Raw genomic sequence first — 25469 nt, 5'->3', positions numbered from 1 at the left:
GGCGCCCGCGGTGGTCAGGCGCGTGATGCGGGGCGGAGGCAGCCGGACGGCAAGGCCCGCACGTGTCACTGGCGGTTCGGCTGCCGGTCAGCGCACGTTCAGCCAGCCGGCCAGCCGGGCGTCGGCGGCGGAGGTCCCGACATAGACGGGCGTCCGTCCCCTGGGCGTGACCCAGGCGTCGCGGCCTTCGTCGAAGTAGGACACCGAACGCCGGTCGACCGCGATCGTCGCGTGTCCCTCCTGGCCCGGCTTCACCTCCAGGCCGCGGAACCCGGCCAGTTGCCGCGACGGTGTGTCGACCGCGGTGGGCAGGTGCCCGACGTATACCTGGACGGTCGTCCTGCCCGGCTGCCCTCCGGTGTTGCGCACCTGCACGCGGACCTGACCGATGGTGTCCCCGGCGGTCTGTGAGGCGACCTGGGCGCGGGTCGTGAACGTGCCGTAGGACAGGCCGTATCCGAACGGGAACAGCGGTTTCTGACCGGTCTTCTGGTACCAGCGGTAGCCGACGTAGATTCCTTCGGCGTACGACTGGGCCGGCCCCGTCGGGGTCATGACGCCCGGGTAGGTCAGCGGTGCGTTGGCCGCGGCGGGGCCCTGGGTGTCGGATGCGGGGAAGGTGACCGGGAGCCGCCCGCTGGGGTTGGTGTCGCCGAAGAGGATCCGGGCGAGGGCGGTGCCGAACTCCTGGCCCGGGTACCAGGCCTGGACGACGGAATCCACGTCGCGCAGCCACGGCATCAGCACGGGGCCGCCCGTGTTGAGGACGACGACGGTGCGGGGGTTGGCCTTCGCGACCGCTTCGATGAGCTGGTCCTGGTCACCGGGCAGGGCGAGGGTGGAGTGATCCATGCCCTCACCGGATGCCGCCTGGGCGAACACGACAGCCACGTCGGCCTTGCCGGCCGCCGCCACGGCCGCGGGGATCTGCGACTGCGCCGGCGTCTGCCAGCCGACAGTGAGCGAGGGGCGGCCGAGGGAGGCGCTGTAGTCGACACGGAGATCGACCGGACGGCCCGCTGCGAGCCGGATCGTGCCCTGGACGGGGTACTGGGGGCCGGCGAGGAAGGAGGCGCCCTCCCGGTAGCCGGTGCCGATCTTCTTGCCGTCGACATACACGGAGGTGATGCCGCGGCCGAGCATCGTGAACCGGTACAGCCCCGTCTCGGGCGGGGTGAGGGTGCCGGTCCAGCGCACGGAGTACGCGGAGGCCAGAGATGCTGGTGGGGTGGTGAGGCCCGGACCGTTTTCGGTACGGGTGGCCGCGGGAGTTCCGCGGAAGTCGGTGTCGTTCCAGTAGGTGGCCGTCACTCCATGGCCCCCGCCGTCGGCGGGCCTGAGCGCTTCGGACGGCAGGGAGGTCCTGGCCGCGGTGTCACCGGCGGAGCCCTGGGCCGTGGTCACGGTGACGGACGTGCCGGCCCGGGCGGTGATGCCGTGCAGCGGGGTCACGTTGGCGCCCACGGTGGTCGGGACCGCTGCGGAGCCGCCGCCTGTGTAGAGGGCGTCCTCACCCGACGGGCCGATCACCGCGATCGAAGCGCCCGGCTTGGCGGACAGCGGGAGCGTATGGTCCTCGTTGCGCAGAAGGACCATGGAGTCGGCCGCCACGTCGGCCGCCAGGCGGCCGTGGGCGGCGGTGGACACGACGTCCTGGGCGGAGCCGACCGGATGGTCGAACACCCCGGAGTCGAAGATCGCGAACAGGGTGCGGCGCACGATGTCGTCGAGCCGGGACTGCGGGACGGCACCGGAAGTGAAGATGCCGACCGTCCGGCCGCCGCTGCCCTGGTCGTACTGGGGTATGTCGACGCCTGCGTTGGCGGCGGCGGCCTGGTCGCGCACGGCCAGGCCGTAGTCGGGGGTGACGACACCGTCGAACTGCGGTTTCAGCCGGTCCAGCAGATGCTTGTTCTCGCATGCCTGGGTGCCGCCCACGCGGTTGTAGGAGCACATCACCGCGTCGGCTCCACCCTCGGTGACCAGCTGGTCGAAGGGCTTGCCGTAGATCTCGCGCAGCGCCCGTTCGGAGACCTCGACGTCCACTCCCCCGGTCCGTCCGGTGGCCGTCTCAAGGCCGGTGCGGTAGTACTCCTGGTTGTTGCCGGCGTAGTGCTTGGCGGTGACCAGGACGTTGTGCGACTTGGCCGCGGCGGCCTCCGCTGTTGCCAACTGTCCTGCCAGATAGGGGTCTTCGCCCAGGCTTTCCGGCTGCCGCCCGGCCAGTGGGGTGCGGGTGATGTCGGCCGCGGGGCCGAGCCAGACGTTGCGTCCCTTGCCTCGCAGCTCGTCGGCGATGGCGGTGCCGACAGCCTGGGCGTGGCCCGGGTCGAAGGTGGCCGCCAGCGCCTGTGAGGACGGGAACGCGGTGGTTCCGGACAGCCCGATGCCGCTGGGTCCGTCGTGGGAGTTCAGCAGCGGGACGCCGTATCTGGCGAGCGGTGCGAGGTCGTCCAGGGCGACGGCGATCTTCTCGTCCTGGCTCAGTACGGTCAGCAGTTGCCGGGCGCGCTGCGCGGCGGGCTGGTTGGGGTCGCGCCACGGCTGTCCGGCCGGGGCCTCGGCGGCGCCGGTGGGTGCCATGCCGGTGAGTGTGGCCAGCACGGCGGTGACGGCGAGGGCGGCGAGTGTGCGCATCCCCTTTCGGGTCCTCGTGGTGGCTCTGGGTGCGGGCAGCATGGCATCACTTCCTCGTGATCGCTGAGTGCCGAAGGGGGACCCCGGCGGTTCTTGGGAGGCGCTACTTGCCGAAGCCGGCGGTGAGGCCGCTGATGAGCTGGCGGCGGCCGACGACGTAGAGCGCGAGGATCGGCAGGGTGGACAGGACCACGGCCGCCAGGATCGCCGGGACGTTGATGGTGAATTCGCCCTGGAAGCCCCACACGAACAGCGGCAGGACCCGCTTGTCGGGGCTCTGGGTCAGGATCAGCGGGAAGAGGAAGCCGTTCCAGACGTTGAGCGCGTCATAGATCGTGACGGTGATCAGGGCGGGTCGGGAAAGCGGCAGCACCAGGCTCCACAGCATCCGCCAGTGACCGGCTCCGTCCGCGCGCATCGACTCGTACAGCTCGTCGGGGATGTCGCGCAGGAAGTTCACCAGGATAATCACGGTGAGCGGAATGGCGAACGCCGCCGACGGGAGCACGATGGCGGGCAGGGTGTCGTACATCTGCGCCTTGGCGATCAGGTAGTACACCGGGATGATCGTGGCCTGCAGCGGGATCGCCAGGCCCAGCAGGAAGACGCTGAAGGCCCAGCGCAGTGCGCGGGTGGTGCCGCGGACGATGGCGTACGCCGCCAAGAACGACACGACCAGCGTCAACGCCGTCGCGCCGGCCGTGACCAGGACGCTGTTCAGGAGGTAGTGCCAGAAGCCGCTGTCCAGGACCTGACGGTAGTTCGCGAGGGTGGGGTCGGTCGGCAGGGCGAGCGGGTTGGCGTCGAAGAAGCCCTCGCGGGTGCGCAGGCTGGTCACGACCACCCAGTACACCGGGACCAGGGTGATCACCAGCCAGAACAGACCGCCCAACGCACCGAGGGGGTTGGCCCGGCGCAATCGGCCGATCCGGCCGCGCGGCTTCTGGGGGGAGGTGACACGCCGAGGCCGCGCGGGGGGCGGGGAGTCGGTGGACGGGGCGTGGGAGAGCGCGGACATCACATACCTGCCTGCTGGCTTCGCATACGGGAGAAGCCGGAGAAGCGGACGACGATCAGGGAGAGGAGGAGCCCGGCTGCGACCAGGATTACGGAGACGGCGCTGGCGAGACCCATCTGGTTGCTCTGGAACCCGGTGATGTACATGTCCAGGGGCAGCAGGCGGGTGGCGTATCCGGGGCCTCCGCCGGTGAGGACGAAGACCAGGTCGAAGTAGGTGAGGGAGCCGACCAGCATCAGCGTCGAGGAGGTGACGACTGTGTACCGCAGCTGGGGCAGGGTGATGTGCCAGAACTGCTTGAGCCGGCTCGCCCCGTCGATCGACGCGGCCTCGTACAGCGAGGCGGGGATCTGCCGTGCGCCGGCCTGGTAGAGCAGGGTGTGAAACGGCACGAACTGCCAGGAGATGACGAACACGACTGTGAAGAAGGCGAGTTGGGGGTCCCCCAGCCAGTTCTGGTTCAGCAGGGGCAGGTGCAGGGTCGCGCCGAGGCCGAAGTTCGGATCGAGCAGGTTCTTGAAGATGATCGCGATCGCGGCCGAGGAGATCAGCAGCGGCACGAAGTAGAACACGGCGAACAGGGCCCGGTAGCGCTGCCGGCCCGCGACGAACACGCCGAGCAACAGGCTGATGGGGGTCTGCACCAGCCAGGACACCAGCATGAACTTGCCCGTGAGCCACAGCGCATGCCGGGTGACGTCGCTGGTGAGGGCCGTGTGCCAGTTGTCGGTCCCGGCCCAGGCAGGCGTGCCCAGGCCGTCCCAGTGGGTGAAGCTGAGGTAGACCACGATCGCCATCGGCACGAGCGCGAACAGGGCGAAGAGCGCCAGAGCGGGCACGGCCATCAGGAAGGGCGGTCCGCCACGCCCGGCGGACGCGGGGGCCTTGACCGCACTCACTGGGTCGCCGCCTTGTCCATCTGGGAGCAGAACTGCTGCGGGCTGATCTCGCCGAGGAAGAGCTGGTCGAGGTGGGTGAGCAGTTCCTGGCCGAGTTGGGGGCTGACCGCCTGGTCCCAGGAGAGCTGGAAGCTCTCGGCGTTCTGGGTCAGGTGGTAGGCGTACGTCAGCCAGTCGGGGTTCTCGGTGGCCTTGATCTTGGCGTCCAGGTCCTTCACGGGAGGGACGTCGCCGTTCTTGAGCAGGTTGTCGACGTAGTTGTCGTTGTAGACGCCGTCCTTGAGGTAGGACACGGCGGTCTTCTTCTCCTTGGCGCTCGCCTGCGCCGACAGGGAGTAGAAGTTGGCGGGGTTGCCGACGATGTTGCTCGCGTCGCCCTTGCCGCCCGCGACGGCCGGGAACCCGCTCCAGCCGAGCTTGCCCTCCGCGACGAACTTGGGCGCGCCGCTGACGATGGTGCTGTACGCCCAGCCGCCCTGGAGGATCATGGCCGCCTTGCCGGTGTACATCTGCGCCTCGGCCTGGCCCGCGTCGGCCGTGACCGAGGTGAACCCCTTCGCGAAGCCACCCGCGTCGACCAGCTGCCTGATCATCTGCGCGGCCTTCAGCACCGCCGGGTCCGACCAGGCGCCCTTCTTGCCGGCCGCGATGTTCGCGAAGACCTCGGGGCCGCCGACCCGGTCGACCAGGTACTCCAGCCACATCAGGTCGGGCCACTTGGAAGCGCCGCCCATGGAGATCGGCGCGACCCCCTCGGCCTTGAACTTCTTCACCAGGGCCAGCAGGTCCTCCCAGGTCTTGGGCGGCTGAGCACCGGCCTTGGCGAACAGGTCCTTGTTGAAGTACAGGACCACCGGCTGCACGCCGTTGACAGGGACGCCGTAGACCTTGCCGTCGACCGTGGCCGCCTTGAGCACCGACGGGAAGATCCGATTCTTCCACTCGGGGTTCTTGTCCAGGTCGGGCGTGAGATCGGCGACCTTGCCCGCGTCCACATAGTCCTTCAGCGCGCCCCCGCCCCAGTTCTCGAAGAGCACCGGTCCGTTGCCGGCGCCGACGGCCGTGCGCAGCTTCTGCTTGTACGGGTCGTTCTGGAAGAACTGGTAGTCGACCTTGCTGTCGGGGTGGGCCTTGTTCCACTCCGTGGCCGAGGCACGGAACGTCGCCTCGGACCCCTGCGTCAGCGCCCACACCAGTGCACCGTCACCGGCGCCGCCGCCACTGGAGCGTCCACTGCTGCCACAGGCCGACAGCGTCAGCGCCAGGGATGCGGCAACCGCGGTCGCGGTCATCAGTACGCGGGGGGATTTCGTCGTGGCCATCGTGAGCTCCCTTGCTCCTCAGAGGTCCGATGCCGTTCGCGGCTCGAAAGTTTTCGAAACCTCTGCTCTTTCCGGCCATAAAGTAGGAGGTGACGTTTCGAGGGTCAAGAGGTTGGCCGTGCTTGGTTCCGCAGAACCATGAGGAGTGCACTCCAGAACAAATCTTGAGCAGGCGCAGTTCACTGGACCTCCCCGAAAGCTTGCGCTACGTTCCCTACAGACCTCCGAAAGGGATCAGCATGGCGAAGACAGCCGTCGGTCGGAACCGGACCACGCTGACCGGCATCGCCGAAGCGGCCGGTGTCTCCGTGGCCACGGTGTCGAAGGTGGTCAACGGCCGCAGTGACGTGTCCCCCGAGACCCGGGCCCGCATCGAGCGTCTGCTCGTCGAGAACGACTACGTGGCAAGAGGGCCGGGCGGAATCCAGGCTCCGGTCCGTACCATCGACCTGACCTTCGACCAGCTGGTCAACCCCAACGACCTGGTGATCATGCGCGGCGTCACAGAGGCCGCCGCCGACGCGGGGGTCGACGTCGTCGTCGGCGTGACACCCGACGACCCGCTGGGCGCCTCGTGGGCACGGAAGGTCACCAACGCCGGGCGGGAGGGCGTCATCCTCGTGACCTCCGAACTGACCCCCCAACAGCGGGCGCAGTTCGCGCAGGCCGGCATCCCGCTGGTGCTCATCGATCCGATGAACGTGCCCGACGAGTCCGTACCGAGCATCGGCGCGACCAACTTCAGCGGCGGTATGGCCGCCACCGCACATCTGCTGAAGCTCGGGCACCGCCGGATCGCGATGATCGAGGGCCGACACGACGCGGTCTGCAACACCGCCCGTCTGCACGGCTACCAGGCCGCACTCGGCGGCGCCGGGATCACCCCCGACCCCGCCCTCATCAAGCGCGGCGACTTCCGCTTCGAACCCGCCTACCAGGCTGCGCTCGAGCTCTTCGCGCTGGACGAGCCCCCCACCGCCATCTTCACGGGCAACGACCTGGAAGCGTTCGGCGTCATGGAGGCCGCCAGGGCAAACGGGCTGCGCATCCCCGACGACCTCAGCGTCGTCGGATTCGACGACACCGTCGCCGCCGGCACCTCGGCCCCACCGCTGACCACCGTGCGCCAGCCGCTGGCCGAGATCGGCCGTGCCGCCCTGCGCACGCTGCTGCGCCTGGCGGCGGGAGAGACACTCGACAGCCACCGGATCGAGCTGGCCACGCAGCTCATCGTCCGGGCCTCCACCGCCCCGCCGAAGTCCAACACCTGAGACGCCCTGCCCGACGCCACCATCTCAAGGGACGCACGATGACCGCACCTTGGGCCGATCCGGCCTGCCCCCATGACGACAGAGTCGAGGCCCTGCTGGCCGAGATGACCCTGGAGGAGAAACTCGCCCAGCTCGGCAGCTCGTGGCCCGGCGTGGAACGCGTCAGCGGCAACGTCGCCCCCATGCAGGACGTCTTCGCCCGGCACACCGACTTCGCGGCCGCGAGCAAGAACGGCCTGGGCCACCTGACCCGGCCGTTCGGCACCAAGCCCGTGGAGCCCGCCGACGGGGCCCGTCAACTCGCCGTGATGCAGCGCGAACTGATGGCCGGCACCCGGCTGGGCATCCCCGCCGTCGCACATGAGGAGTGCCTCACCGGCTTCACCGCCTACCGCGCCACCGTGTTCCCCGCCGCCCTGGCCTGGGCCGCCGCCTTCGACCCGGCCCTGGTCGAGCGGATGGCACACGCCATCGGGACCAGCATGCGCCAGGTCGGCGTCCACCAGGGCCTGTCCCCCGTCCTGGACGTCGTACGCGACTACCGCTGGGGCCGGGTCGAGGAGACCCTCGGCGAGGACCCCTACCTCGTGGCCATGACCGGCACCGCCTACGTGCGCGGCCTGGAGAGCGCCGGGATCATCGCCACGCTCAAGCACTTCGCCGGCTACTCGGCGTCCAAGGCGGCCCGCAACCACGCCCCCGTCTCCATGGGGCCACGCGAGTTCACCGACGTGATCCTGCCCCCCTTCGAGATGGCGATCCGCGAAGGCGGGGCGCGCTCGGTCATGAACTCCTACGCCGACGTCGACGGCATGCCGGCGGGCGCCGACGCCGGCCTCCTCACCCGGCTGCTGCGCGAGGAGTGGGGTTTCGAGGGCACCGTCGTCTCCGACTACTGGTCGGTGGCTTTCTTGCGCACGATGCACCGGATCGCGGCCACCGACGGGGAGGCCGCGGCCCGCGCGCTCGAGGCGGGGATCGACGTCGAACTGCCCGACACCCTGTGCTACGGCGAGCCGCTCGCCGAACTCGTCCGCACCGGCGCCGTCAGCGAGGACCTGGTCGACCGGGCGGTTCGCCGCGTCCTGCGCCAGAAGGCCGAACTGGGTCTGCTGGACGCCGACTTCACACCAGAGGCCCCCGCCGGGAACTCCGTCGACCTCGACCCTCCCGCGCACCGCGCCCTCGCCCGGGAACTGGCCGAGCAGAGCATCGTCCTGCTCGACAACCCCGCCGGGTTGCTCCCGCTGTCGCCGGACGCTGCCTCCATAGCCCTCGTCGGCCCCTGTGCCAACGACCCCAACGCCTTCTTCGGCTGCTACTCCTTCCCCAATCACGTCCTGCCCCACCACCCCGGCCACGACAACGGCATCGAGACCCGCTCGCTACTGGAGGCGCTCGCGGCCGAATTCCCTTCGGCACGGATCGCCTACGAACCGGGGTGTCCCGTTCGGGACGTCGACCGCAGCGGATTCGACGCGGCCGTGACGGAGGCCCGGCGGGCGGACGTCTGCGTCGCCGTGGTCGGCGACCGGGCGGGCCTCTTCGGCGCAGGCACCTCCGGGGAGGGCTGTGACGCGGAAGACCTCGCCCTGCCCGGAGTGCAGGCGGAACTGGTGGAGGCGCTCCTGGACACCGGCACGCCGCTGGTGCTGCTCGTCGTGTCGGGACGCCCCTACGCGCTCGGCGCGTACACCGACCGCGCGGCCGCCGTCGTCCAGGTCTTCTTCCCCGGGGAGGAGGGCGGAGGTGCCCTGGCCGGTGTGCTCTCCGGGCGCGTCAATCCGTCCGGGAAGCTGCCCGTACAGATCCCCCGCACACCGGGCGGCCAGCCGGGCACCTATCTGCACGCCCCGCTGGGCGGCCACAGCCAAGGCGTAAGCACCCTCGACCCCACCCCCGCCTACCCCTTCGGGCACGGGCTGTCCTACACCACATTCGCCTACGACCGGCTCGAGGTGAGTGCCGAGGAGATCCCGACGGACGGGGAGGTGGAGATCGGCTGCCGGGTCCGCAACACGGGCGAGCGCACCGGTGCTGAGGTCGTGCAGCTGTACACCGCCGATCCTGTGGCACAACTGCCCCGGCCTGTAATCCAGTTGACCGGCTTCACGCGGGTCCGGCTGGACCCCGGCGAGGAGCGCCGGGTCAGCTTCCGGCTGCACGCGGACCGACTCGCCTACACCGGCCCGGAATTGCGCCGCATCGTCGAACCTGGCGAGATCACCGTCATGCTCGGCACCTCCAGCACCGACATCCGGCTCACCGCCGGCGTCCACCTCACCGGGCCGGTCCGCCAGGTCGGCCACGACCGGGTCCTGCACACATCGGCACACGTCGACTGAGCCATCACACCAGAACGTCCCGCCGACGCCACTGCACCGGCGCCCGTGCCCGGCCATCCTGCTGAGATCCGGGCAGAGTTCGCGCCTACTGGGCCGCCAGGACCTGTCGGGCGGATCACGGACGCCGGCACGCGAATCTCGGAAGGGCCGGCTTCACTCTTCTTGCCGCGCCCTTTCCAGACACTCGGCCGCGCGCTGAGCGCCGAGTGAGGCCCCTTCACGCGGCCCGCCTCGGCAGGTCTGCGTTCCCACAGTCGAGGTTCGCGCTGATCCTGTCCGGTTCGACTCCCTCGGTGCAGACTCCCATGCAGGCGCTCAGCATGGCCGTACCGTTCGCGGTGAAGGCACCCGTGGTCGGCCTGCTGCTGGGATCTCTCCTGGCGTGGCTGCGCCCTTGAGCCAGGGGTTGCCCTGCCTGGCAGGGGCCGCCGCGTTCTTCGCGCCGGACTGGGATCGTGCGCGGACATGACCTCCCCCCAGGAGACCAGCTGGTCGGAGGCGACAATGCCGGGCCCCTGGTGGATCTCAGGGGCCCGGCACTGTGGGTGTGCCGCTGTGGAGCGGCTTCCAGGCCTGCCGGCGCGACATTGAGGCAGACCGGGACGTGCGGGTAGTGGTTGCGTCAGTCGTTCAGTGCGTCGATGAGGGCCTTGGTGACCTGTTCGGTCGTGGCAGTGCCGCCGACGTCGCGGGTGAGGATGCCCGCAGCGGTGGTCGTTTCGATCGCCTTGTGCAAGCGTGCGGCCTGTTCGGTGAGCCCGAAGTGTTCCAGCATCAGTGCGGCGCTACCGACGGCGCCGATGGGGTTGGCCAGGCCCTGCCCGGCGATGTCCGGCGCGGAGCCGTGGACGGGTTCGAACATGCTGGGGAAGCGGCGTTCGGGGTTGAGGTTGGCGCTGGCGGCGAGGCCGAGGCTGCCGGCCAGGGCGCTGCCGAGATCGGAGAGGATGTCGGCGTTGAGGTTGGAGGCGACGACGACGGAGAGGTCCTCGGGCTTCAGGACGAACTTGGCGGACATGGCGTCGACCAGGACGCTCTCGGTCTCGACGTCCGGGTAGTCGGCGGCGACCCGCTTGAAGACGTCGTCCCAGAGGACCATGCCGTACTGCTGGGCGTTGGACTTGGTGACGGAGGAGACCTTGCGGCGGGGGCGCGTGCGAGCGAGGTCGAAGGCGAAGCGCATGATCCGCTCACAGCCCACCTCGGTGAACAGGGCGGACTGGACGGCGACTTCGCCGCCGGGGCCGCGGCCGGAGAGATTGCGGCCGCCCAGGCCGGCGTATTCGCCCTCACTGTTCTCCCGGACGACGACCCAGTCGAGGTCGGTGTCGTCGGCTTTGCGCAGAGGGCTTTGGACGCCGGGCAGGAAGTGCACGGGTCGGACGTTGGCCCACTGGTCGAAGTTCTGGCAGATCTTCAGGCGCAGCCCCCACAGGCTGATGTGGTCGGGGACGCTGGGCCAGCCGACTGCGCCGAAGTAGATCGCGTCGAAGTCCTCGAGCTGTTCGAGGCCGTCGTCGTCGATCATCTTCCCGGTGCGCTCGTAGTAGTCGCACCCCCAGGGGAACTCCTGCCAGTCAAAGGCGAAAGCTCCGCGGGAATCGGTGGCCAGCGCGTCCAGCACGGTCCGGCCCGCAGCAACGACCTCGGCGCCGACTCCGTCGGCGGGGATCGCGGCGATCCGGAAGGTTTGGGTCTCGGTCACGGGGGCCTCCGACGCTCAGGGGACCGCCCTGTACTCAACCGAGCGTGGGCGGGGTGTGGGTGGGATGATGCCGAGTCAACACGCCCGTGCTGTAGGGCGTCCAAGACTTGCTTCCGATCCGCCCCATAGGTACCGCCGATGGGTTCGGCGGCGGCACGTCACCCTGATGCGGTGTCGGCGCGTTGCCGGGCCAGGGTGCGGGTCAGTTCCAGGAAGGCGCGTGCGCCGGGTGTCAGGTGGGAGGGGAGGCTGATCATCGCGACGTGCAGGTGCGCGGTGGGTTCCAGGGAGGCGACCGTGAGCCCACAGCGGCGGGCCAGACGGGTCCAGGCGGCAGGCAGGACAGCTATGCCCACGCCGGTGAGTACCAGCGGAAGGATGGAGGTGCGGTGGTCGACGACCGCAACGATCTCCGTGTCGCCGCTCGATGCGGTGATGTCGTCGACGATGCTGCGCATCAGGCTCCCGGGCCGTGATGCGATCAGCTTCTGGCCTGCGAGTTCCTCCGGGCTCAGTACCGTGCCGTCGGTGAAAGCGCCGTCGGCCGCGGCCACGACGACGAACGGCTGTTCCTCCACGGGCAGGACATCGATCCCCGGCACGGTCACGGGTTTGGGCGATCCGAGCAGTCCCAGTTCGCAGGCTCCGCTGCGGACCAGGTCGACCGTCTCCGCGGGGGTGAATGCAGCCCGGGTGGTGATCGTGACAGACGGGTGCAGTGCGGTGAACCGGTGGATCAAAGAGGTCAGGGGTTCGATGCCCGGTGACGGCATGGCGGCCACCTCCACGAAGCCGCTCCCCAAGTCGGCCAGGGCGGTGGCCTTTTGCCGTACGGCGTCCAGGTCGCGCAAGACCCGGCGGCTCGGTTCGAGGAGTTCGGCGCCGGCCTGGCTGAGGACCACCCCGCGGCCCATGCGGTGGAAGAGGGAGACTCCCAGGTCTGCTTCCAGGTTGGCCATCGCCTGCGACAGGGACGGCTGTGCCACGTGGAGCGCGGCAGCGGCCTTGCTGAAGCCGCCGTGCTCCACGATGGCGAGAAAGTACTGCAGGTGCCGGGCGTCCAATGTGGCTCCTCCGCTGGCCGTACAAGAGCAGCCTATCGACGGCGCAGCGGGCGGGGGCAGGGACCGTCCCGGCGGTCAGGTCGAGCGGGGCGACATCACCGTGGCCACTACGCCGTCGCTGTCGCGGTGGTGTCCGTCCTCCCGGCCGGTACTCACCTGCGCTTCCCCGCCGGCATCGGCAGCGGCCTCCGTGCTGGGTTGGCGCTCCGCGTCCTGACCCTGTGCACCCTCGTGCGGATCGGCCGCTGCAGGGGGTTCGGGGAGCCGGCCCGACAGGACCTGCCGGGCGCGATCGAGGTCCACGGCATTCTCCCAGCGTGCGACAAACAGGGTGGCCACGGCATTGCCGCAGAAGTTGACCAGGGCCCGGCACTCGGACATGAACTTGTCGATGCCGAAGACGAGCATGATGCCCGCGGCCGGGACATGTCCCACGGTGGACAGCGTCGCGGTCAGGGCGATGAACCCGCCGCCGGCGACACCGGCGGCCCCCTTGGACGTCAGGAGCATCACCGCGAGCAGTCCGAGCTGCTGGCCGACGGACAGCGAGGTGTCGGTGGCCTGGGCGATGTACATCGTGGCCAGGGAAAGGTAGATCGCTGCCCCGTCGAGGTTGAAGCTGTAGCCGGTCGGCACCACCAGTCCGACCGTGGGCCGGTCGACACCCATGAACTGCAGTTTGCGCATCAGCCCCGGCAGTGCGGGTTCCGCGGTCGACGTGCCCAGGACCAGGAGGAGCTCTTCCTTGAAGAAGCGCAGCAGCTGGAAGATGCTCAGCTTCACATACGCCGCCAGCGCGGCGCCGAGCACGACCACGACGAACAGGATCGAGGTGACGTAGAAGAGCAGGATCAGCGAGCCGAGACTGGTCAGGGTGGACAGGCCGAACTTGCCGATGGCGAAGGCCATCGCCCCGAACGCCCCGAGCGGGGCGGCTTTCATCACGAAGGAGAGGACCTTGAACACCACGTCGGTCAGTCGGTTGACCGAGGCGATGAGCGGCTCGCCGGCCTTTCCGACCGTTTTGAGCGCGATCCCGAGGAGCACCGCGAGGAAGATGACCTGGAGGATGTCCCCCTCGACGAAGGGGCCGAAGAAGCTGTCGGGAACCAGGTTGGTCAGGAACTCCCACCAGTGCTGGTGTTCCCCTTTGTCGATGTACTGACCCGCGTCCCCGGACGTGCGCAGACTGCTCACGTCGGCGTGCACACCGTCGCCCAGCGGGAAGAGGTTGATCGCCACCAGCCCGGCGGTCATCGCGATGATCGTGCCCACCTGGAAGTAGACGAGCGCCTTGACGCCGGTGCGCCCCACCTTCTTCAGATCCGCAACGCCGGCGATTCCGCCGATGATGGTCAGGAAGACGATCGGCCCGATGAGCATCTTCATCGCCGTGACGAAGGTCGTGCCGATCGGCTCCATCGAGGTGCCGACGTCGGGCCACCGCCACCCCAGCACAATGCCGACGACGATCGCCGCCAGCACCTGTATGTAGAGCTGCCAGTACCACGGCTTGGCTTTCTCCACTGCGCTACCTGCGGCATCGTCCGGGGTATGCGTCATTGCAACCTCCATCCAGGCACGGTGTGAGCGACACCCCCGAGCGACGAGCCGGACGGTCGGCGGTCGCGGCGCTGGGGCCCCTCCGGCGCCGAACATGCGGCACCGCTCTGACTGACGGATCAGTGAAGCGGCTCACACGACTGCGGGTCCACGACCAAAAACCGATGCCCCGCATAGGCAGTACCTATGAGTGGGCAGTCATCCGCCGATGGCAAGGGGCACTGACGGTGCCGCCCTCACGTCACGATTCATAGGCAGCCTCAATACGCCCTACAGGAACTTGGTCTTGGACGTGACGACCGTCACGCGGTCACAGTGTGCGCAGTCGAGCCTCAAGGAGGAGGAATGACGTCCGCGGCTTCACTGAGTGAAAGACCTGGGGCCGGACGGGAAGGCAGTACGCGGACCGGAGTCGGGAAGCCGTTGCCCGGCGGATCCGCCTACCGGAGTTCTGATCGAGCCGAGGCTGCCTTCGGCCGACGAGCAAGCAGCGGCCCTCCGGCACCGCCCCCCGGTCGGCCATCATCCTGGTGTTCGGGCATGCCGCTTCGGTCGCAGGGTCTCGCCCCGTTCCGCCTGGCCACCAGGCGTTCACCGACGCGTTCATCCTCATCCAGCACCCGGATTCTCAGCGCTGGGCTCACCTTCGCCGTCCTTCGCACCTGCTGACCGCCTCCCGGTCACGCCCGGTGTGGCGAACCTCAGCTGACGGGCTGACAAACCCGGCCTTGCCATGGTTCCTTCCCACATACCCCGGAGGCGTCTTGAAACGCAGACAGCTGCTCGCCAACTCCTCGGCCGCGCTGTCCGCGGCCCTGGTCGGATCCGGTGTCGCGACCGCTCCGTCGGTCGGCGCCGTGACCCGGTCCCGAAGTGCGCCGCTGCCCGATGAGACCGTGGCAGCCCGGATCCGCTTGTTCGGCCCGGAGCATGTCGACCTTCGCAGCGGGGCCCTGCCCGAGGGCCGGGTTGTCTTCTCGTGGCTGTCCAAGTCCAGCTTCGCCGCGGCCGTGTGTGGGCGGCTGCTGTATCTCGACACCTACATCACTCGTCTGGAGACTCAACGCGGCCGCACCCCCCTGGTGATCGCCGACCTGGTTGACGCCCGGCCCGACGCGATCCTGCTGGGGCACGACCACGGTGACCACGCCGACAACGCCGCATACATCGCCGCCCGCACCGGCGCGACGGTCTACGCGTCCGAGGAGACCTGTGGGGTGATGGTCTCGGACCTCGCCCGCATGAAGGCCGACCCGGCGATCCAGTCCGATCGGCGTAGGCGCATCGCCCCCGACACGGTGGTCCGCACGGTACCCGTCACCACAGCCGCGTCGGCCCCGGAACCGAGATGGTGAGGCTCGACGTACTGGAACCGCACGCCCAGGTGGTCGCCTTCCGCCACCTGCTCTCCGGTCACCAGGTGGGCCGGTCAGCCTGTACTTCCACATCACGCTGCGACACGGCAGCCGCTTCGCCTTCCGGCTGGCAGAATTCGGCTGGTGCCCTCAAGGAGGGCAATGGCTGGGACGGTACTCCGGACGACGGGCGGCGCGCCCTCGACCGCCTCGGCCAACTCCCGGCGACGGACCTGCACCTGGCGACCGCGTCCACGGCCAATTACACCAACAACGGTCTGCGGGACCTCAATCACTACCAGGGGGCGCGCTCCACCCGCGCATCTTTGTGCCCAACCACCTGACCAGCGGTTGCTCACCCGCGAGGCCAGCTCGCTGGCGGTCTACGCCGGCTACCTGGAACAGCTCGATCTCATGCAGGTGGCCACCGGTGACCGCCCGGCCGTGCCGTGGCTCATCGATCCGATGGACTACCTCGTGCCGATGTCCTTCGACATTGACGACAATACGTGGCGCGGCCAGACAAAGCTGACCGTGATGCGGGCCCTCGACCGCCTTACTCCAGCATCGCCCCACACCGTACGCGCCACCCGCACCGCCGGTTCGTCGGAACCCTGCGACTGTTGACGCTGCCCATCCCGCGAGTCCGCTCCGTGCCTGCGCCCGGCGTGGTCGGAACCCGGCACTGAACGAGCTGACCTGGGTGAGCAGGGCCGGGGTGTGCACCGGCTCGGGGCCGCTACGATTCCTGCTCGCCCCCTCGCGCTGTGTGAAACCCGCCCGCGAGCGCCCGGTCGACGGCGGCGTCTCCTGGCGCTGCTGCGGCAGGGGACGCGCCGAGCCGGGACACCGCGGGCCCCGGACTTCTGTTCACTGGAACACACGGAACTCCGCGATCGACCACCACTTCGCACTGGCGGCCTGGAGTGTCACCCGGGCGTAGCGGGCCTGCACGATGGGGAAGTTGGCGGTCACCAGGTCTCCCTTCGCCTCGCCGTTGGCGACGGTCTTCCAGGTGCTGGCGTCGTTGGAAGTCTGCACGACGAAGCTGGCCGCCGAGTCCCCGGTGCTGGTGCCGACGTCCATCACGATCTGGTTGAACCACTGGGGCGATCCCTGGTCCAGCTGGAACCACTGGCCCGAGGCCTGGGGGGTGCCCGAGGTCCAGCGGGTGGTGAGGTCGCCGTCGAAGGCGTTGGCCGTCGAGCTCCCCGCCCCTGTGGAGGAGGCCGTCGCCGACCATCCGGTGGCGCTGTTCTCCTGTTCCCCGTAGACGAAGAGCTCGTTGACAGACCACCAGGTGGACGAGGTGCCCGTCTGGACGATCTTCAGGTAGCGGGCTGTCTGGGCGGGGAAGTCGGCGAGCGTGACCCAGCCGGTGCCGGTGCCGGTGGCGGCTGTCGTCCAGGTGGAACCGTCGTCGGACACCTGGATCTCGTATCCACGCGGGTAGTCACCGGAGGACGCTGAGCCCGCGTCGAGCACGACCTGGTCGAAGGTCTGCGCCCGGCCGAAGTCGACCTGGTACCACTGGCTGTTGCTCTGCGCCGCGCCGGTGCTCCAGCGGGTTCCGGAGTCGCCGTCGAGAGCGGCGGACGGGGTGGTGCCCGACGCGCTCGAGGAGGCCGTGGCCGTCCAGGACGCGCGGCCCAGGGCCGGCTCTGCGTAGGCGTGGAACTCCGCGATCGACCACCATTCCTGGGCGCTGCCCGTCTGGGTGATGCGGACGTAGCGCGCGTACTGCGGGGCGAAGGCCAGCACCTGCTTCCATCCGATGCCGTCGCCGCTGCGGACGGTCGTCCAGGTACTGGCGTCGGCGGAGACCTGGACCCGGTAGGCGCGGGAGTAGTCCCATCTCTCGTTCGACCTGGTTTCGAAGGACACCTGGTCGACGGCCTGAAGGGAACCCATGTCGACCTGGAACCACTGACCGTCGCTCTGGGAGGCTCCCGTGCTCCAGCGGGTGCTGGTGTTCCAGTCAAGGGCGGCTGCGGGCGAGCCGCCGGACTCGGTGGAGGAGGCCGTGGCGCTCCAGCCGGTCTGCGGCAGGACGACCGGCTGCATCCAGGGCCGGCCTCCGGTGAGCGGTTTCACGTCGTCGATGAAGGCGGTGTTGGGCTGGAAGTCGGCGATGGTGAACTTGCCGAGTTTCGCGGTGATGGTCGCCGCGTCGTCGCTGTTGATGACCGGCACCGGGTTGGAGTTGCTGTTGTAGAAGCCCCAGTAGCCGCCGGTGGGTTCGTTCTGCCCGGCGGTGACCTTGTAGTTCCAGTTGGTCCAGGAGACGTGCAGGGCGTTCAGGCCGGCCATCCACTGCTGCCACACGTCGTCGTGCTGGTAGAGCTGGTACTCGCCGTAGAGGACCGGGACCTGCCAGGCGGGGTCCGCCTGCTTGGCGGTCACGGCGGCGAGCTGGGTCTGCACCAGGTCGCTCTGGGCGTCGTGGTCCTGGCCTTCGGGCATGTTGTACGGGTGGAGCTCGTAGGCGACGTTGGTCCAGCCGTACGTGCTCGGCGCGGCGATGTTCTCCCAGCTGAAGAACGCCTGCATGAAGATCACGTGGTCGGGGTCGACCGCGCGGACCGTCTTGTAGAGCCGGTCGTAGTAGGCGCTCTTCTGGGTGACGTCACTGGTCGACTCGTTGTAGCTGAGCAGCGGTTCGTTCATCAGGTCGTAGCCGGCGACCGTCGGGTTTCCGGCGTAGCGTGCCGCCATGGTGTGCCAGATGTCGTTGACCCAGTCCTGGTAGGTGGCGTTGCTCCAGAACTCGTTGGGGTTGATGGCCTGGCGTCCACAGCTGCCCCAGGGGCAGTTGCCGCCGGGCAGGGAGTGCAGGTCGAGGATCACGTAGATGTTGCGCTGCGCCGCCTGGGAGACGAGCCAGTCAATCTTGGTGAAGGCGTTGGTCTTCCAGGTGCCGTCGTCGTTGAGCAGTGTTCGCCAGCCGATGGGCAGGCGGATGGTGTTCATGCCCATCGCCGCAATGTTGTCCAGGTCCGATGCCTGGATCCAGGAGTTCATGTGAGTGTTCAGGATGCTCTGGGTGGTGGTGGCTCCGAAGCGGCTCTGGTACTCGACGTTCATGTTGTTGTCGTCGTTGTACAGGGAGACGCTCGCCTCGTCGACGGACCACCAGGCGGAACTGGAGGCGGTGAGGGCCAGCTTGATGTAACGCCCGCTCGCCGCAGGGAAGCTGATGGGGGTGGCCTTGGGATATCCGGAGCCGCTCGCGACCTGGTTCCAGTGCGTGCCGTCGGTCGATACCTGCACGCTGTAGCCGCGCGGGTAGTCGCCTGGGTCGGCGGTGTTGTCGAGCTGGACCTGGTTGAAGGTTTCGGTGGCCCCCAGGTCGATCTGCAGGAACTGTCCGGCGGACTGGGACTGGCCGGTACTCCATCGGCTTGAGGTGTTGGCGTCGATGGCCTTGGACGGTGAGCCGCCGCTTTCGGTCGCGGTCGCCGTCGCACTCCAGCCGGAGCGGTCGAAGGTGTCGCCGGAGTAGAGCGCGAGGCCGGCGATCGACCACCAGTTGCTGCTGGTGCCGGTCTGGACGATCTTCAGGTACTGCACGTACTGCGTGGCGTAGAACGAGGCGGTGGTGATGCGACCGCTGCCGGTGCCGCTGGCGTACTTGGACCAGTTGGTGTTGTCCGTCGAGCCCCAGACCTCGTACGACGTCGGCCGGTCCCCGGCCGAGGTCGGTCCCGCGTCCAGCAGGACTTTGCTGACAGAGGTGCCGGCACCGAGATTGACGGTGAACCACTGGCCCGGCTGCTGGGACGTCCCCGTCGTCCAGCGGGTGCCGGGGTTTCCGTCGAGGGCGTCGCCGGGAGCCGATCCGGATCCGGTGGTGGAGGTCGTCGCGGTGCGGCCGCCGTTGTGGAGCACGGGGTCGGAGAACGCGTTGAACTCGGCCAGCGTCCAGGGCTGTGACGAGGTGCCCGTCTGGACGATCCGTACGTAGCGGCCGATCTGCGCGGGGAAAGTGACCGCGGTGCGCTGGCCACCGGCCGAGCCGCTGGCGACGTTGCTCCAGGTGCTCGCGTCGTCGGACACGAGGACCTGGTAGCCGGCCGCCTGGTCGCCGTTGAAGGCCGCCGCGTCGAGGTAGACCCGGTTGAGCAGGGTGGGAGTGCCCATGTCAATCTGATACCACTGACCTGCGGCCTGCGCGGTGCCCGTCGACCAGCCGGTCGTGGCGTCGCCGTCCAGAGCCTTCGTGGCCGAGGCGCTGTTCGTCGAGGCGGTGGCCGTCCAGCCGGTCCGGTCCAGGGCGAATTCGCCGAGCGGCGACATCCACGCTTCCTGGGTGAGCCAGCCGCCGAGGTTGGTGCCGCGAAGGGTGACCATGTCCCCGGATCCCGAGTTGTTCCTGAGGTACTTGCCGTCGGCTTTCAGGAAGTCTGCGGCGCCCAGGGCGGCGTGCGCCGGCGGGGCGGACGTGATGAGGGCGAGCAGTTGCACCAGCAGGACGGTCGCGAGACAGATCGCCAGGGCCGGTCCGTGTCTGCGGGATGTGAATGTGCGCACGTGCTCCTCATTGAGCAGTCGCGACTGGCACAGCACGCCGGCGCCCTTCCGGAACGAGGGCGCAGGCGCTGCCCGGACATGCCCGGTCTCTCAGGGCATGTCCGGTGAAGAGGGGGTGCGCCCGGTTCAGGACAGGCGCACCCGGTCGGGGGGTGTGGGGGGTGGGTGCGCCCGCGTCAGGACGGGCGCACCCGGTCAGGGGGCGAGAGCGGGACGGTCCGCGTCGGCCGGCACGACCTCCGCTTCGCTGGGCTGCTCGGGTACCGCTTCGGAGACGTGGACGAAGCACACGACGACCGCGGGTGCGCGCCCGGTGAGCTGCAGAGTGTGACGACCGGGCTGGACGGTCGTGGGCGTCACGGCACGGACGAGGGTGTTCCCCGGTGTGGGGACGGCGTCGGCCGGTTCCCTGTCGACGAGGACGTCGAGCGGCGCCGGGTGGTCCTCACCTGGGTCGGCGCTCAGTTCGACCAGGACATCAAGACGCAGCGGGGTCGTCACCTCGATGTCGTATCTGACCCAGTCCCCCGCCCCCAGTTCCAGGAACAGTTCCTGGTCGACCGTCCGGGGGGCTCCGGTCATGTGCTCGAAGTCGATGTTCTCGGGCTCGGTCCCCCCGGCGTGCCGGATGGTCACCTGCTCGTCGCTGCGGAAGCCGCGCAGTGGTTCGGCTCCCGTGGACCGGTAGGAGACTCCCGCGCCGAGGAAGCCGAATCCGCTCGCCGGGATCTCCAGGGGAACGCGGCGCATCAGTGCTCGGATCACCTCCGGCCGGTAGGTGCAGCGGGCGATCGGCATGACGTCGAGTAGCGCCGTCAGTGTGTCCCATGCCTGGTCGGGGTGAGGCTGGGGAGCGGATCCCGCGGCGTGGGCGAGGATGTCGGCCCACCCGGCGGGCGCGTCCACGGAGCAGGGGGAGGTGAGGGTGTCGATCTTCTTCCACGGCCAGAAGTTCCAGCCGATCCCGCAGTCCTCGTACAGCTGGAAGGCGGTCTGCAGCCATGCGAGGTTGTTTTCGCCGCCCTCACCCATGTAGACGGGCAGACCGAGCCGGCGCCCGGTGTCGATGAACCGCTGGATGCCGGGCCGGTCCGGCGGCGACCAGTACCGGTGGAACTGGAGCATGGAGTTCGGGTCCCAAACCTCGGTGAATATGCTCCAGTTGGTGGCCCAGTGGGTGCCCTCATAGCACAGCAGATGGTTCTGGTCGATCTCACGGATCGCCTTGGTCAGATCGATGTAGAGGGCGGCGAGGTCGTCGGCGTGGCGGTGCTGGTACTCGTTGGGCAGCGGTTCGTTCAGCAGGTCGTAGGCCGCGACGACCGGCTCGTCGCGATAGCGCTCGGCGATGGCGCGCCACAGCCTGATCGTCAGTTCCCGGTAGCGGGGCTCGGTGAACAGCTCCGGGATCCCGCGCGGGGAGTCGTCGATGTTGGTGCCGGTCTGGCCGCCCGGTGCGCCGTGGAGGTCGAGGACGACCCAGAGACGGTGGGTTCGGCACCACTCGATGAGCTGGTCGATCAGCGCGAAGCCCTCTTCGACGAGAGCGCCGTCGTCGTCCATGACGACGCGTGAGTTGATCGGAAGGCGGACGTGGTTCATGCCTTCGGCGCGGATGCGGGCGATGTCGTCCTCGTTGACGAAGACCTGCCGGAAACGCTGCCAGAACTCGTCGGCGCGCGTGGTGCCGACGAGGCTCTCGAAGAGCGCCTCGATCTCACGGGGCGACTGCGCCGCTGCCGACGGCGTGAACTTCCACATGTAGCCCTCGGGCAGCAACCAGTTACCGAGTCCCACACCGCGCAGGAGCACGGGATTGCCCGTGCCGTCGACGATCCGGCCGTCCGCCGCACGGAGGAATCCGTCGAAGCAAGCGGGAGGAGAGGTCATGGAGTTGCTCCAGGAAACGTTGGTGGCTGCGGGTCACTTGAGGCCGGACAGGGCGAAGCCCTGGACGACGTGCTTCTGGAAGACGACGAAGACGATGACGATCGGAACGACCATGAGTGAGGCGCCGGCCATCTGCAGGGGCGGGTCCACCGTCAGTTGCTTGTTCAGCAGGGAGAGGCCGACGGCCAGGGTGTAGTTCTGCTGGTCGTTGGCGAGAATCAGTGGCCACAGGAAGCTGTTCCAGCCCGAGATGAACGTCAGCACGGCCACGACCGCGAGGATCGGCCGGCACATGGGCAGAACCATCGAGAAGAAGATCCGGAACTCGTTCGCGCCGTCGATGCGCGCGGCTTCGAGGACCTCGTCGGGGATGGTCGTCATGAACTGGCGGATGACGAAGATGTTGAACGCGCTGACGAGCGACGGAAGCGCGACACCGACCAGGGTGTCCGTGAGCCCGATGCCGTTGATGACAAGGTAGGTGGGCACCATGGCGACCTGCACCGGGATCATCATGCTGGTCAGCACCAGCATGAAGAGGCCGTCGCGACCGCGGAAGCGGAACTTGGCGAACGCGTAACCGGCCATCGTCACCAGCAGCATTCCGGCGAAGCCGATGAGCACCACGATGACGGTGTTGACGATGTAGGGACCGAAGTCCAGGTCGCGGAACAGGGTGAGATAGCTGTCGAAGGTGATTCTCGACGGGACGGCGTGCGGAGGGTAAGCGACCGCGTCGCTCTCCGGTTCGAGAGAGGTGGTGAGCATCCAGAGGAACGGAAACGCGGTGAGCACCGCACCGATCGTGAGGAGGACGCCGATCGGCAGGACGTGGCGGCGCCGGGTGCGACTAGTCATCGCTGTCCTTCCTCATGCGCAGTTGGATCACGGTGACGGCCGCGATGATCAGAAACAGCACGATCGACGCCGCCGATGCGAAGCCGAACGCGTTGTAACGGAAGCCCTGTTGGTAGATGTAGAGCGACACGGACGTCGTCGCGCCCACCGGCCCGCCCTGGGTGAGGACGTACGGTTCGTCGAAGAACTGCATCCAGTTGATCAGGGTCGTGACCGTCACGAAGAAGATCGCGAAACGCAGGAGCGGAACGGTGATGCTGAGGATCTTGCGCCATTCCCCGGCGCCGTCGAGCGACGCCGCCTCGTAGTAGTCCTCGGGGATGGCCTGCAGCGCCGCCAGGAAGATGACCACGTTCAGGCCCGACCCGCGCCAGATCGCCACCAGCGCGACGGAGAACTTCGCCGTGGTCGGATCGCTGAGCCAGTCCACGGGGCCGAGACCCACCAGGTGCAGGAGGTAGTTCAGCAGCCCGAACTGGCCGTTGTAGAGGTAGCCCCAGATGAGTGAGATGGCCACGATCGCGGTGATCGCGGGCACGAAGTAGAAGGCGCGCAGGGCCCGGAAGAAGCGCGAACGGCTCCGGTTGAGGCCGATGGCGATGATCAGTGAACCGAGGACCAGGACGGGAACGCCCAGGGCGACGAAGAGGCCCGTGTTGCGCAGCGCCTCCCAGAACGCGGCGTCGCCCAACAGCTTCTGGTAGTTGTCGAGTCCGATGAAGTGGACGTTTCCGTAGTCGGCGAGCCCGCTGATGTTCATGTCGGTCAGGCTGACCAGAGCCGCGAGGACGATCGGAAACACGCCGAAGGTCAGCAGGCACAACACCGCGGGGCTGAGGAAGACGTACGGCACCAGGCGTTGGAGGCGCCTTCGGGGCAGCGGACGGGCCTGAGGCGGTGGGGTTTGTTCCTTGCGGGGGGCGAGTTGGGTGGCGGTGCTCATGCGGTCTCCCGTCGAGGTGCGGGCGCCGGATACCGGACCGGCGCCCGCACAGGCCTGAAGGTGCTACTGCTGCGCTTGGGCGACGGCTTTGTCGAGGCCTGCCAGCGCCGACGACTTGTCGGCGCCCTTCAGCGCGACGCTGTTCAGGGAGTCCAGGAGGCTCTGGCTGATCTTGTCCCACTGCGGCGCGAGGGGCAGCAGCCTGGCGTCCTTGAGCTGGCGCACGTAGACCTGGGCCTTGGGGTCCTGGGCGAGCGCGGGGTCGTCCAGTGCCGCCTTGGCGGCCGGCAGATCGTTGGTGGCCTTGTACCACGCGACCTGGGTCGCGGGACGAGCCATGTAGTCGAGCAACCGGAGCGAGTCCTTGATGTGTGAGGAGTTGCGCCAGACGCCCAGGTTGGAGCCGCCGAACAGGGATGTCCCCGCACGGTCCGCGGGCAGCGGCGCCACCTCCCACTTGCCGGCCAGCTCCGGTGCCTGGCTGTTGATGGTGGCGGACAGATAGGGGCCGGAGATCAGCATGGGTGTGGCGCCGGAGACCAGGCCCTGGGTCTGGTCGAAGTCGGACGCCGTCGGGACGAGCTTGTCCTTGTAGAAGGAGAGGTAGTAGTCGGCGGCCTTCTTGAACTGCGGGCTGTCGAAGGTGACCTTGCCGGCGGCGTCGGTGATGTCTCCGCCGGCCTGCCAGGTCAGTTCCGCGGGCAGCGCGCTGTCCCACTGCGGAATGTAGAAGCCGTACTTGCCCTGCCCGCGGCCGGCGAGCTTCGCCGCGTCCGCGTGGAGCTCGGACCAGGTGGTGGGCGGCTTGGTGATGCCCGCCTTCCCGAGGATGTCGCTGCGGTAGAAGAGCACGCGGACGTCACTGATCCAGGGCATGGTGAGCCGCTTGCCGTCAGGGTGGAGCTTGTTCGAGGCGACGGCGTCGAGGTACTGGGAGTCCTGGAGGGCGGGGTGGTCCTTGGCGTAGGGGGTGAGGTCTGCGAGAGCGTCTGCGGCCACGAAGGACGGCAGCTGTGACAGGCCCACCTGGACGACATCCGGACCCTTGCCCGACGCGACCGCCGTGGTCAGCTTGTCGTTGACGTTCGCCCACGGGATCGCCTGGACCTTCACCTTGACGTGTGTCTCCTTGGTGAAGCCACGCAGCAGTGTGGTCAGAGCCTTGCTGTCCTCCATGGTCCACACCGTGATCGTTCCCGGCCCGTCGGCCTGGGGGGAAGTGCCACCACACCCTGCCACGGTCATGGCCAGAGCCATGATGCCTGCTGCTGCGCCAGCTCTGCGCACTCTCTTCATCGGGCTCTCCTCGGTGACTCTCGCCTGCTTGCGGCCCTGCACTGGCTGAGCGATGGCGACCGCTCCCGGACGTCGACGCCGGATGCGGCACCATGCCGCCGCCATGCAGCCGACGCTCAGTCAGTTGTTGTGCAGGGGCCAGTGCGGGGATTCCTGGCCCCTGCCGCCGCACCTCGATTCGAAAGTTTTCGAAATTCGAGCTGCGGTCAGGCCGAGAAGTTAGAGCGACCGAAACGGGTTGGTCAATGGCAATGCCCGAAATTCTTTGACAGGCTCCCCCCGTCGTCAGCCATGGGGAGCCTTCATTTCCGGCCCTCGGCACCCTCGCCAACGACAGACCGCGCGCTCGATAAGTTGCGAAAGAAGACACACTCCCTTTGAGCGACTGGCGTCGACAACACCAGATCTCGGCGCGAACCCGGCCGACAGCAGCTGGGCGCAACCCCCATTCACACATGACCTGCCGAGACTGCCTCCGCCCGCATTACCTTCGCCTGTGCAATCTTCGCGATTCGAGTAGCAAGCCCCGGCAGAAACCACCGGCTTCACGTGCGTCCCGCCGTTTCGACCCTCGCCGATGCCCGGGCCGACGCCGCGTCGGCCTGGGCGCCGACCGCGCGCTGATGCACCCGCACGAGGGTGGAGTGCGCCGACCTCCCGGCCGATCTCACCCGCGGGTCAGCGGCGGCCCGCGGAACCGGCACCGAGGGGCCGTCCGGCGTCTCGCCGGCCGCGGCGGCGTTCTCTTCGCCATGCTCCGCGACGAGACCTTC

At 68.6% G+C, this 25469-nt stretch carries 17 protein-coding genes; 5 read left to right on the top strand and 12 right to left on the bottom strand.

Features of this window, described 5'->3' with window-relative positions; all coding sequences use genetic code 11:
* Positions 1 to 87: 87 nt before the first annotated feature.
* The 4 genes from OHU34_RS38375 to OHU34_RS38360 form a co-directional block, all read right to left on the bottom strand.
* Entirely contained in the window at positions 88 to 2637 is a 2550-nt protein-coding gene (locus OHU34_RS38375) for a glycoside hydrolase family 3 C-terminal domain-containing protein (RefSeq protein WP_405770768.1), read from the bottom strand.
* Between the two features lie 103 nt (positions 2638 to 2740).
* The gene (locus OHU34_RS38370; protein WP_405770766.1) at positions 2741 to 3655 is read right to left on the bottom strand and encodes a carbohydrate ABC transporter permease; all 915 of its coding nucleotides are present in this window, start codon (positions 3653 to 3655) and stop codon (positions 2741 to 2743) included.
* Positions 3655 to 4500: a carbohydrate ABC transporter permease gene (locus OHU34_RS38365; RefSeq protein ID WP_405772502.1), complete on the bottom strand. Its 846-nt coding sequence runs from the start codon at positions 4498 to 4500 to the stop codon at positions 3655 to 3657. Before OHU34_RS38365 ends, OHU34_RS38370 begins: the two co-directional genes overlap by 1 nt.
* 50 nt (positions 4501 to 4550) lie before the next feature.
* Entirely contained in the window at positions 4551 to 5876 is a 1326-nt protein-coding gene (locus OHU34_RS38360) for an extracellular solute-binding protein (protein WP_405770763.1), read from the bottom strand.
* A 239-nt stretch (positions 5877 to 6115) separates the two neighbouring features.
* On the opposite strand from OHU34_RS38360, the gene OHU34_RS38355 reads away from it, so the two are divergent.
* Entirely contained in the window at positions 6116 to 7147 is a 1032-nt protein-coding gene (locus tag OHU34_RS38355) for a LacI family DNA-binding transcriptional regulator (RefSeq protein WP_405770760.1), read from the top strand.
* Between the two features lie 38 nt (positions 7148 to 7185).
* Positions 7186 to 9492, top strand: a complete 2307-nt coding sequence (locus OHU34_RS38350; protein ID WP_405770757.1) for a glycoside hydrolase family 3 N-terminal domain-containing protein — start codon at positions 7186 to 7188, stop codon at positions 9490 to 9492.
* A 622-nt stretch (positions 9493 to 10114) separates the two neighbouring features.
* On the opposite strand, the gene OHU34_RS38345 is transcribed toward OHU34_RS38350, so the two are convergent.
* From OHU34_RS38345 to dctA, 3 genes are all read right to left on the bottom strand, one after another.
* Entirely contained in the window at positions 10115 to 11197 is a 1083-nt protein-coding gene (locus OHU34_RS38345; RefSeq protein WP_405770755.1) for a tartrate dehydrogenase, read from the bottom strand.
* A 158-nt stretch (positions 11198 to 11355) separates the two neighbouring features.
* A complete protein-coding gene (locus OHU34_RS38340; protein ID WP_405770753.1) occupies positions 11356 to 12261 on the bottom strand; it encodes a LysR family transcriptional regulator in 906 nt (301 codons plus the stop codon).
* Positions 12262 to 12336: 75 nt separating this feature from the next.
* Positions 12337 to 13824 (bottom strand): C4-dicarboxylate transporter DctA, encoded by a 1488-nt coding sequence (dctA, locus tag OHU34_RS38335; RefSeq protein WP_405770750.1) that lies wholly within the window; start codon positions 13822 to 13824, stop codon positions 12337 to 12339.
* Positions 13825 to 14588: 764 nt separating this feature from the next.
* Here dctA and OHU34_RS38330 point away from each other — a divergent pair.
* Genes OHU34_RS38330 through OHU34_RS38320 form a run of 3 tightly spaced genes read left to right on the top strand, consistent with a single transcriptional unit; the run spans position 14589 to position 15806 of the window.
* Entirely contained in the window at positions 14589 to 15179 is a 591-nt protein-coding gene (locus tag OHU34_RS38330) for a hypothetical protein (RefSeq protein WP_405770747.1), read from the top strand.
* Entirely contained in the window at positions 15173 to 15523 is a 351-nt protein-coding gene (locus OHU34_RS38325; RefSeq protein ID WP_405770745.1) for a hypothetical protein, read from the top strand. The genes OHU34_RS38330 and OHU34_RS38325 overlap by 7 nt, the downstream gene beginning before the upstream one ends.
* Before the next feature lie 7 nt (positions 15524 to 15530).
* On the top strand, positions 15531 to 15806 hold the full coding sequence (locus tag OHU34_RS38320) for a hypothetical protein (protein ID WP_405770742.1): 276 nt from the start codon (positions 15531 to 15533) through the stop codon (positions 15804 to 15806).
* A gap of 243 nt (positions 15807 to 16049) precedes the next feature.
* On the opposite strand, the gene OHU34_RS38315 is transcribed toward OHU34_RS38320, so the two are convergent.
* From OHU34_RS38315 to OHU34_RS38295, 5 genes are all read right to left on the bottom strand, one after another.
* Entirely contained in the window at positions 16050 to 19709 is a 3660-nt protein-coding gene (locus OHU34_RS38315) for a discoidin domain-containing protein (RefSeq protein WP_405770740.1), read from the bottom strand.
* A gap of 195 nt (positions 19710 to 19904) precedes the next feature.
* Positions 19905 to 21599: a glycoside hydrolase family 5 protein gene (locus OHU34_RS38310; RefSeq protein ID WP_405770738.1), complete on the bottom strand. Its 1695-nt coding sequence runs from the start codon at positions 21597 to 21599 to the stop codon at positions 19905 to 19907.
* 33 nt (positions 21600 to 21632) lie between these two features.
* Positions 21633 to 22457, bottom strand: coding sequence for a carbohydrate ABC transporter permease (locus tag OHU34_RS38305; protein ID WP_405770736.1), 825 nt, complete (start codon positions 22455 to 22457; stop codon positions 21633 to 21635).
* Complete coding sequence (locus tag OHU34_RS38300; protein WP_405770733.1) at positions 22450 to 23400, bottom strand: carbohydrate ABC transporter permease; 951 nt, start codon at positions 23398 to 23400, stop codon at positions 22450 to 22452. The genes OHU34_RS38305 and OHU34_RS38300 overlap by 8 nt, the downstream gene beginning before the upstream one ends.
* 63 nt (positions 23401 to 23463) lie before the next feature.
* Positions 23464 to 24576, bottom strand: a complete 1113-nt coding sequence (locus OHU34_RS38295) for an extracellular solute-binding protein (protein ID WP_405770731.1) — start codon at positions 24574 to 24576, stop codon at positions 23464 to 23466.
* Between the last annotated feature and the right edge of the window lie 893 nt (positions 24577 to 25469).

It is taken from the genome of Streptomyces sp. NBC_00080 (assembly GCF_045041255.1).
Classification (GTDB): domain Bacteria; phylum Actinomycetota; class Actinomycetes; order Streptomycetales; family Streptomycetaceae; genus Streptomyces; species Streptomyces coriariae.
Note: the sequence above shows the minus strand (reverse complement) of the source record. Positions and strands in the feature narration are given on the sequence as shown.

Bases quoted from the DNA above. Each gene is read 5' to 3' on its own strand.
- OHU34_RS38325 (WP_405770745.1), top strand. From the start codon at position 15,173: ATGGTGAGGCTCGACGTACTGGAACCGCACGCCCAGGTGGTCGCCTTC.
- OHU34_RS38355 (WP_405770760.1), top strand. From the start codon at position 6,116: ATGGCGAAGACAGCCGTCGGTCGGAACCGGACCACGCTGACCGGCATC.
- dctA (WP_405770750.1), bottom strand. From the start codon at position 13,824: ATGACGCATACCCCGGACGATGCCGCAGGTAGCGCAGTGGAGAAAGCC.
- OHU34_RS38350 (WP_405770757.1), top strand. From the start codon at position 7,186: ATGACCGCACCTTGGGCCGATCCGGCCTGCCCCCATGACGACAGAGTC.
- OHU34_RS38360 (WP_405770763.1), bottom strand. From the start codon at position 5,876: ATGGCCACGACGAAATCCCCCCGCGTACTGATGACCGCGACCGCGGTT.
- OHU34_RS38365 (WP_405772502.1), bottom strand. From the start codon at position 4,500: ATGGCCGTGCCCGCTCTGGCGCTCTTCGCCCTGTTCGCGCTCGTGCCG.
- OHU34_RS38370 (WP_405770766.1), bottom strand. From the start codon at position 3,655: ATGTCCGCGCTCTCCCACGCCCCGTCCACCGACTCCCCGCCCCCCGCG.
- OHU34_RS38300 (WP_405770733.1), bottom strand. From the start codon at position 23,400: ATGAGCACCGCCACCCAACTCGCCCCCCGCAAGGAACAAACCCCACCG.
- OHU34_RS38375 (WP_405770768.1), bottom strand. From the start codon at position 2,637: ATGCGCACACTCGCCGCCCTCGCCGTCACCGCCGTGCTGGCCACACTC.
- OHU34_RS38305 (WP_405770736.1), bottom strand. From the start codon at position 22,457: ATGACTAGTCGCACCCGGCGCCGCCACGTCCTGCCGATCGGCGTCCTC.
- OHU34_RS38310 (WP_405770738.1), bottom strand. From the start codon at position 21,599: ATGACCTCTCCTCCCGCTTGCTTCGACGGATTCCTCCGTGCGGCGGAC.
- OHU34_RS38295 (WP_405770731.1), bottom strand. From the start codon at position 24,576: ATGGAGGACAGCAAGGCTCTGACCACACTGCTGCGTGGCTTCACCAAG.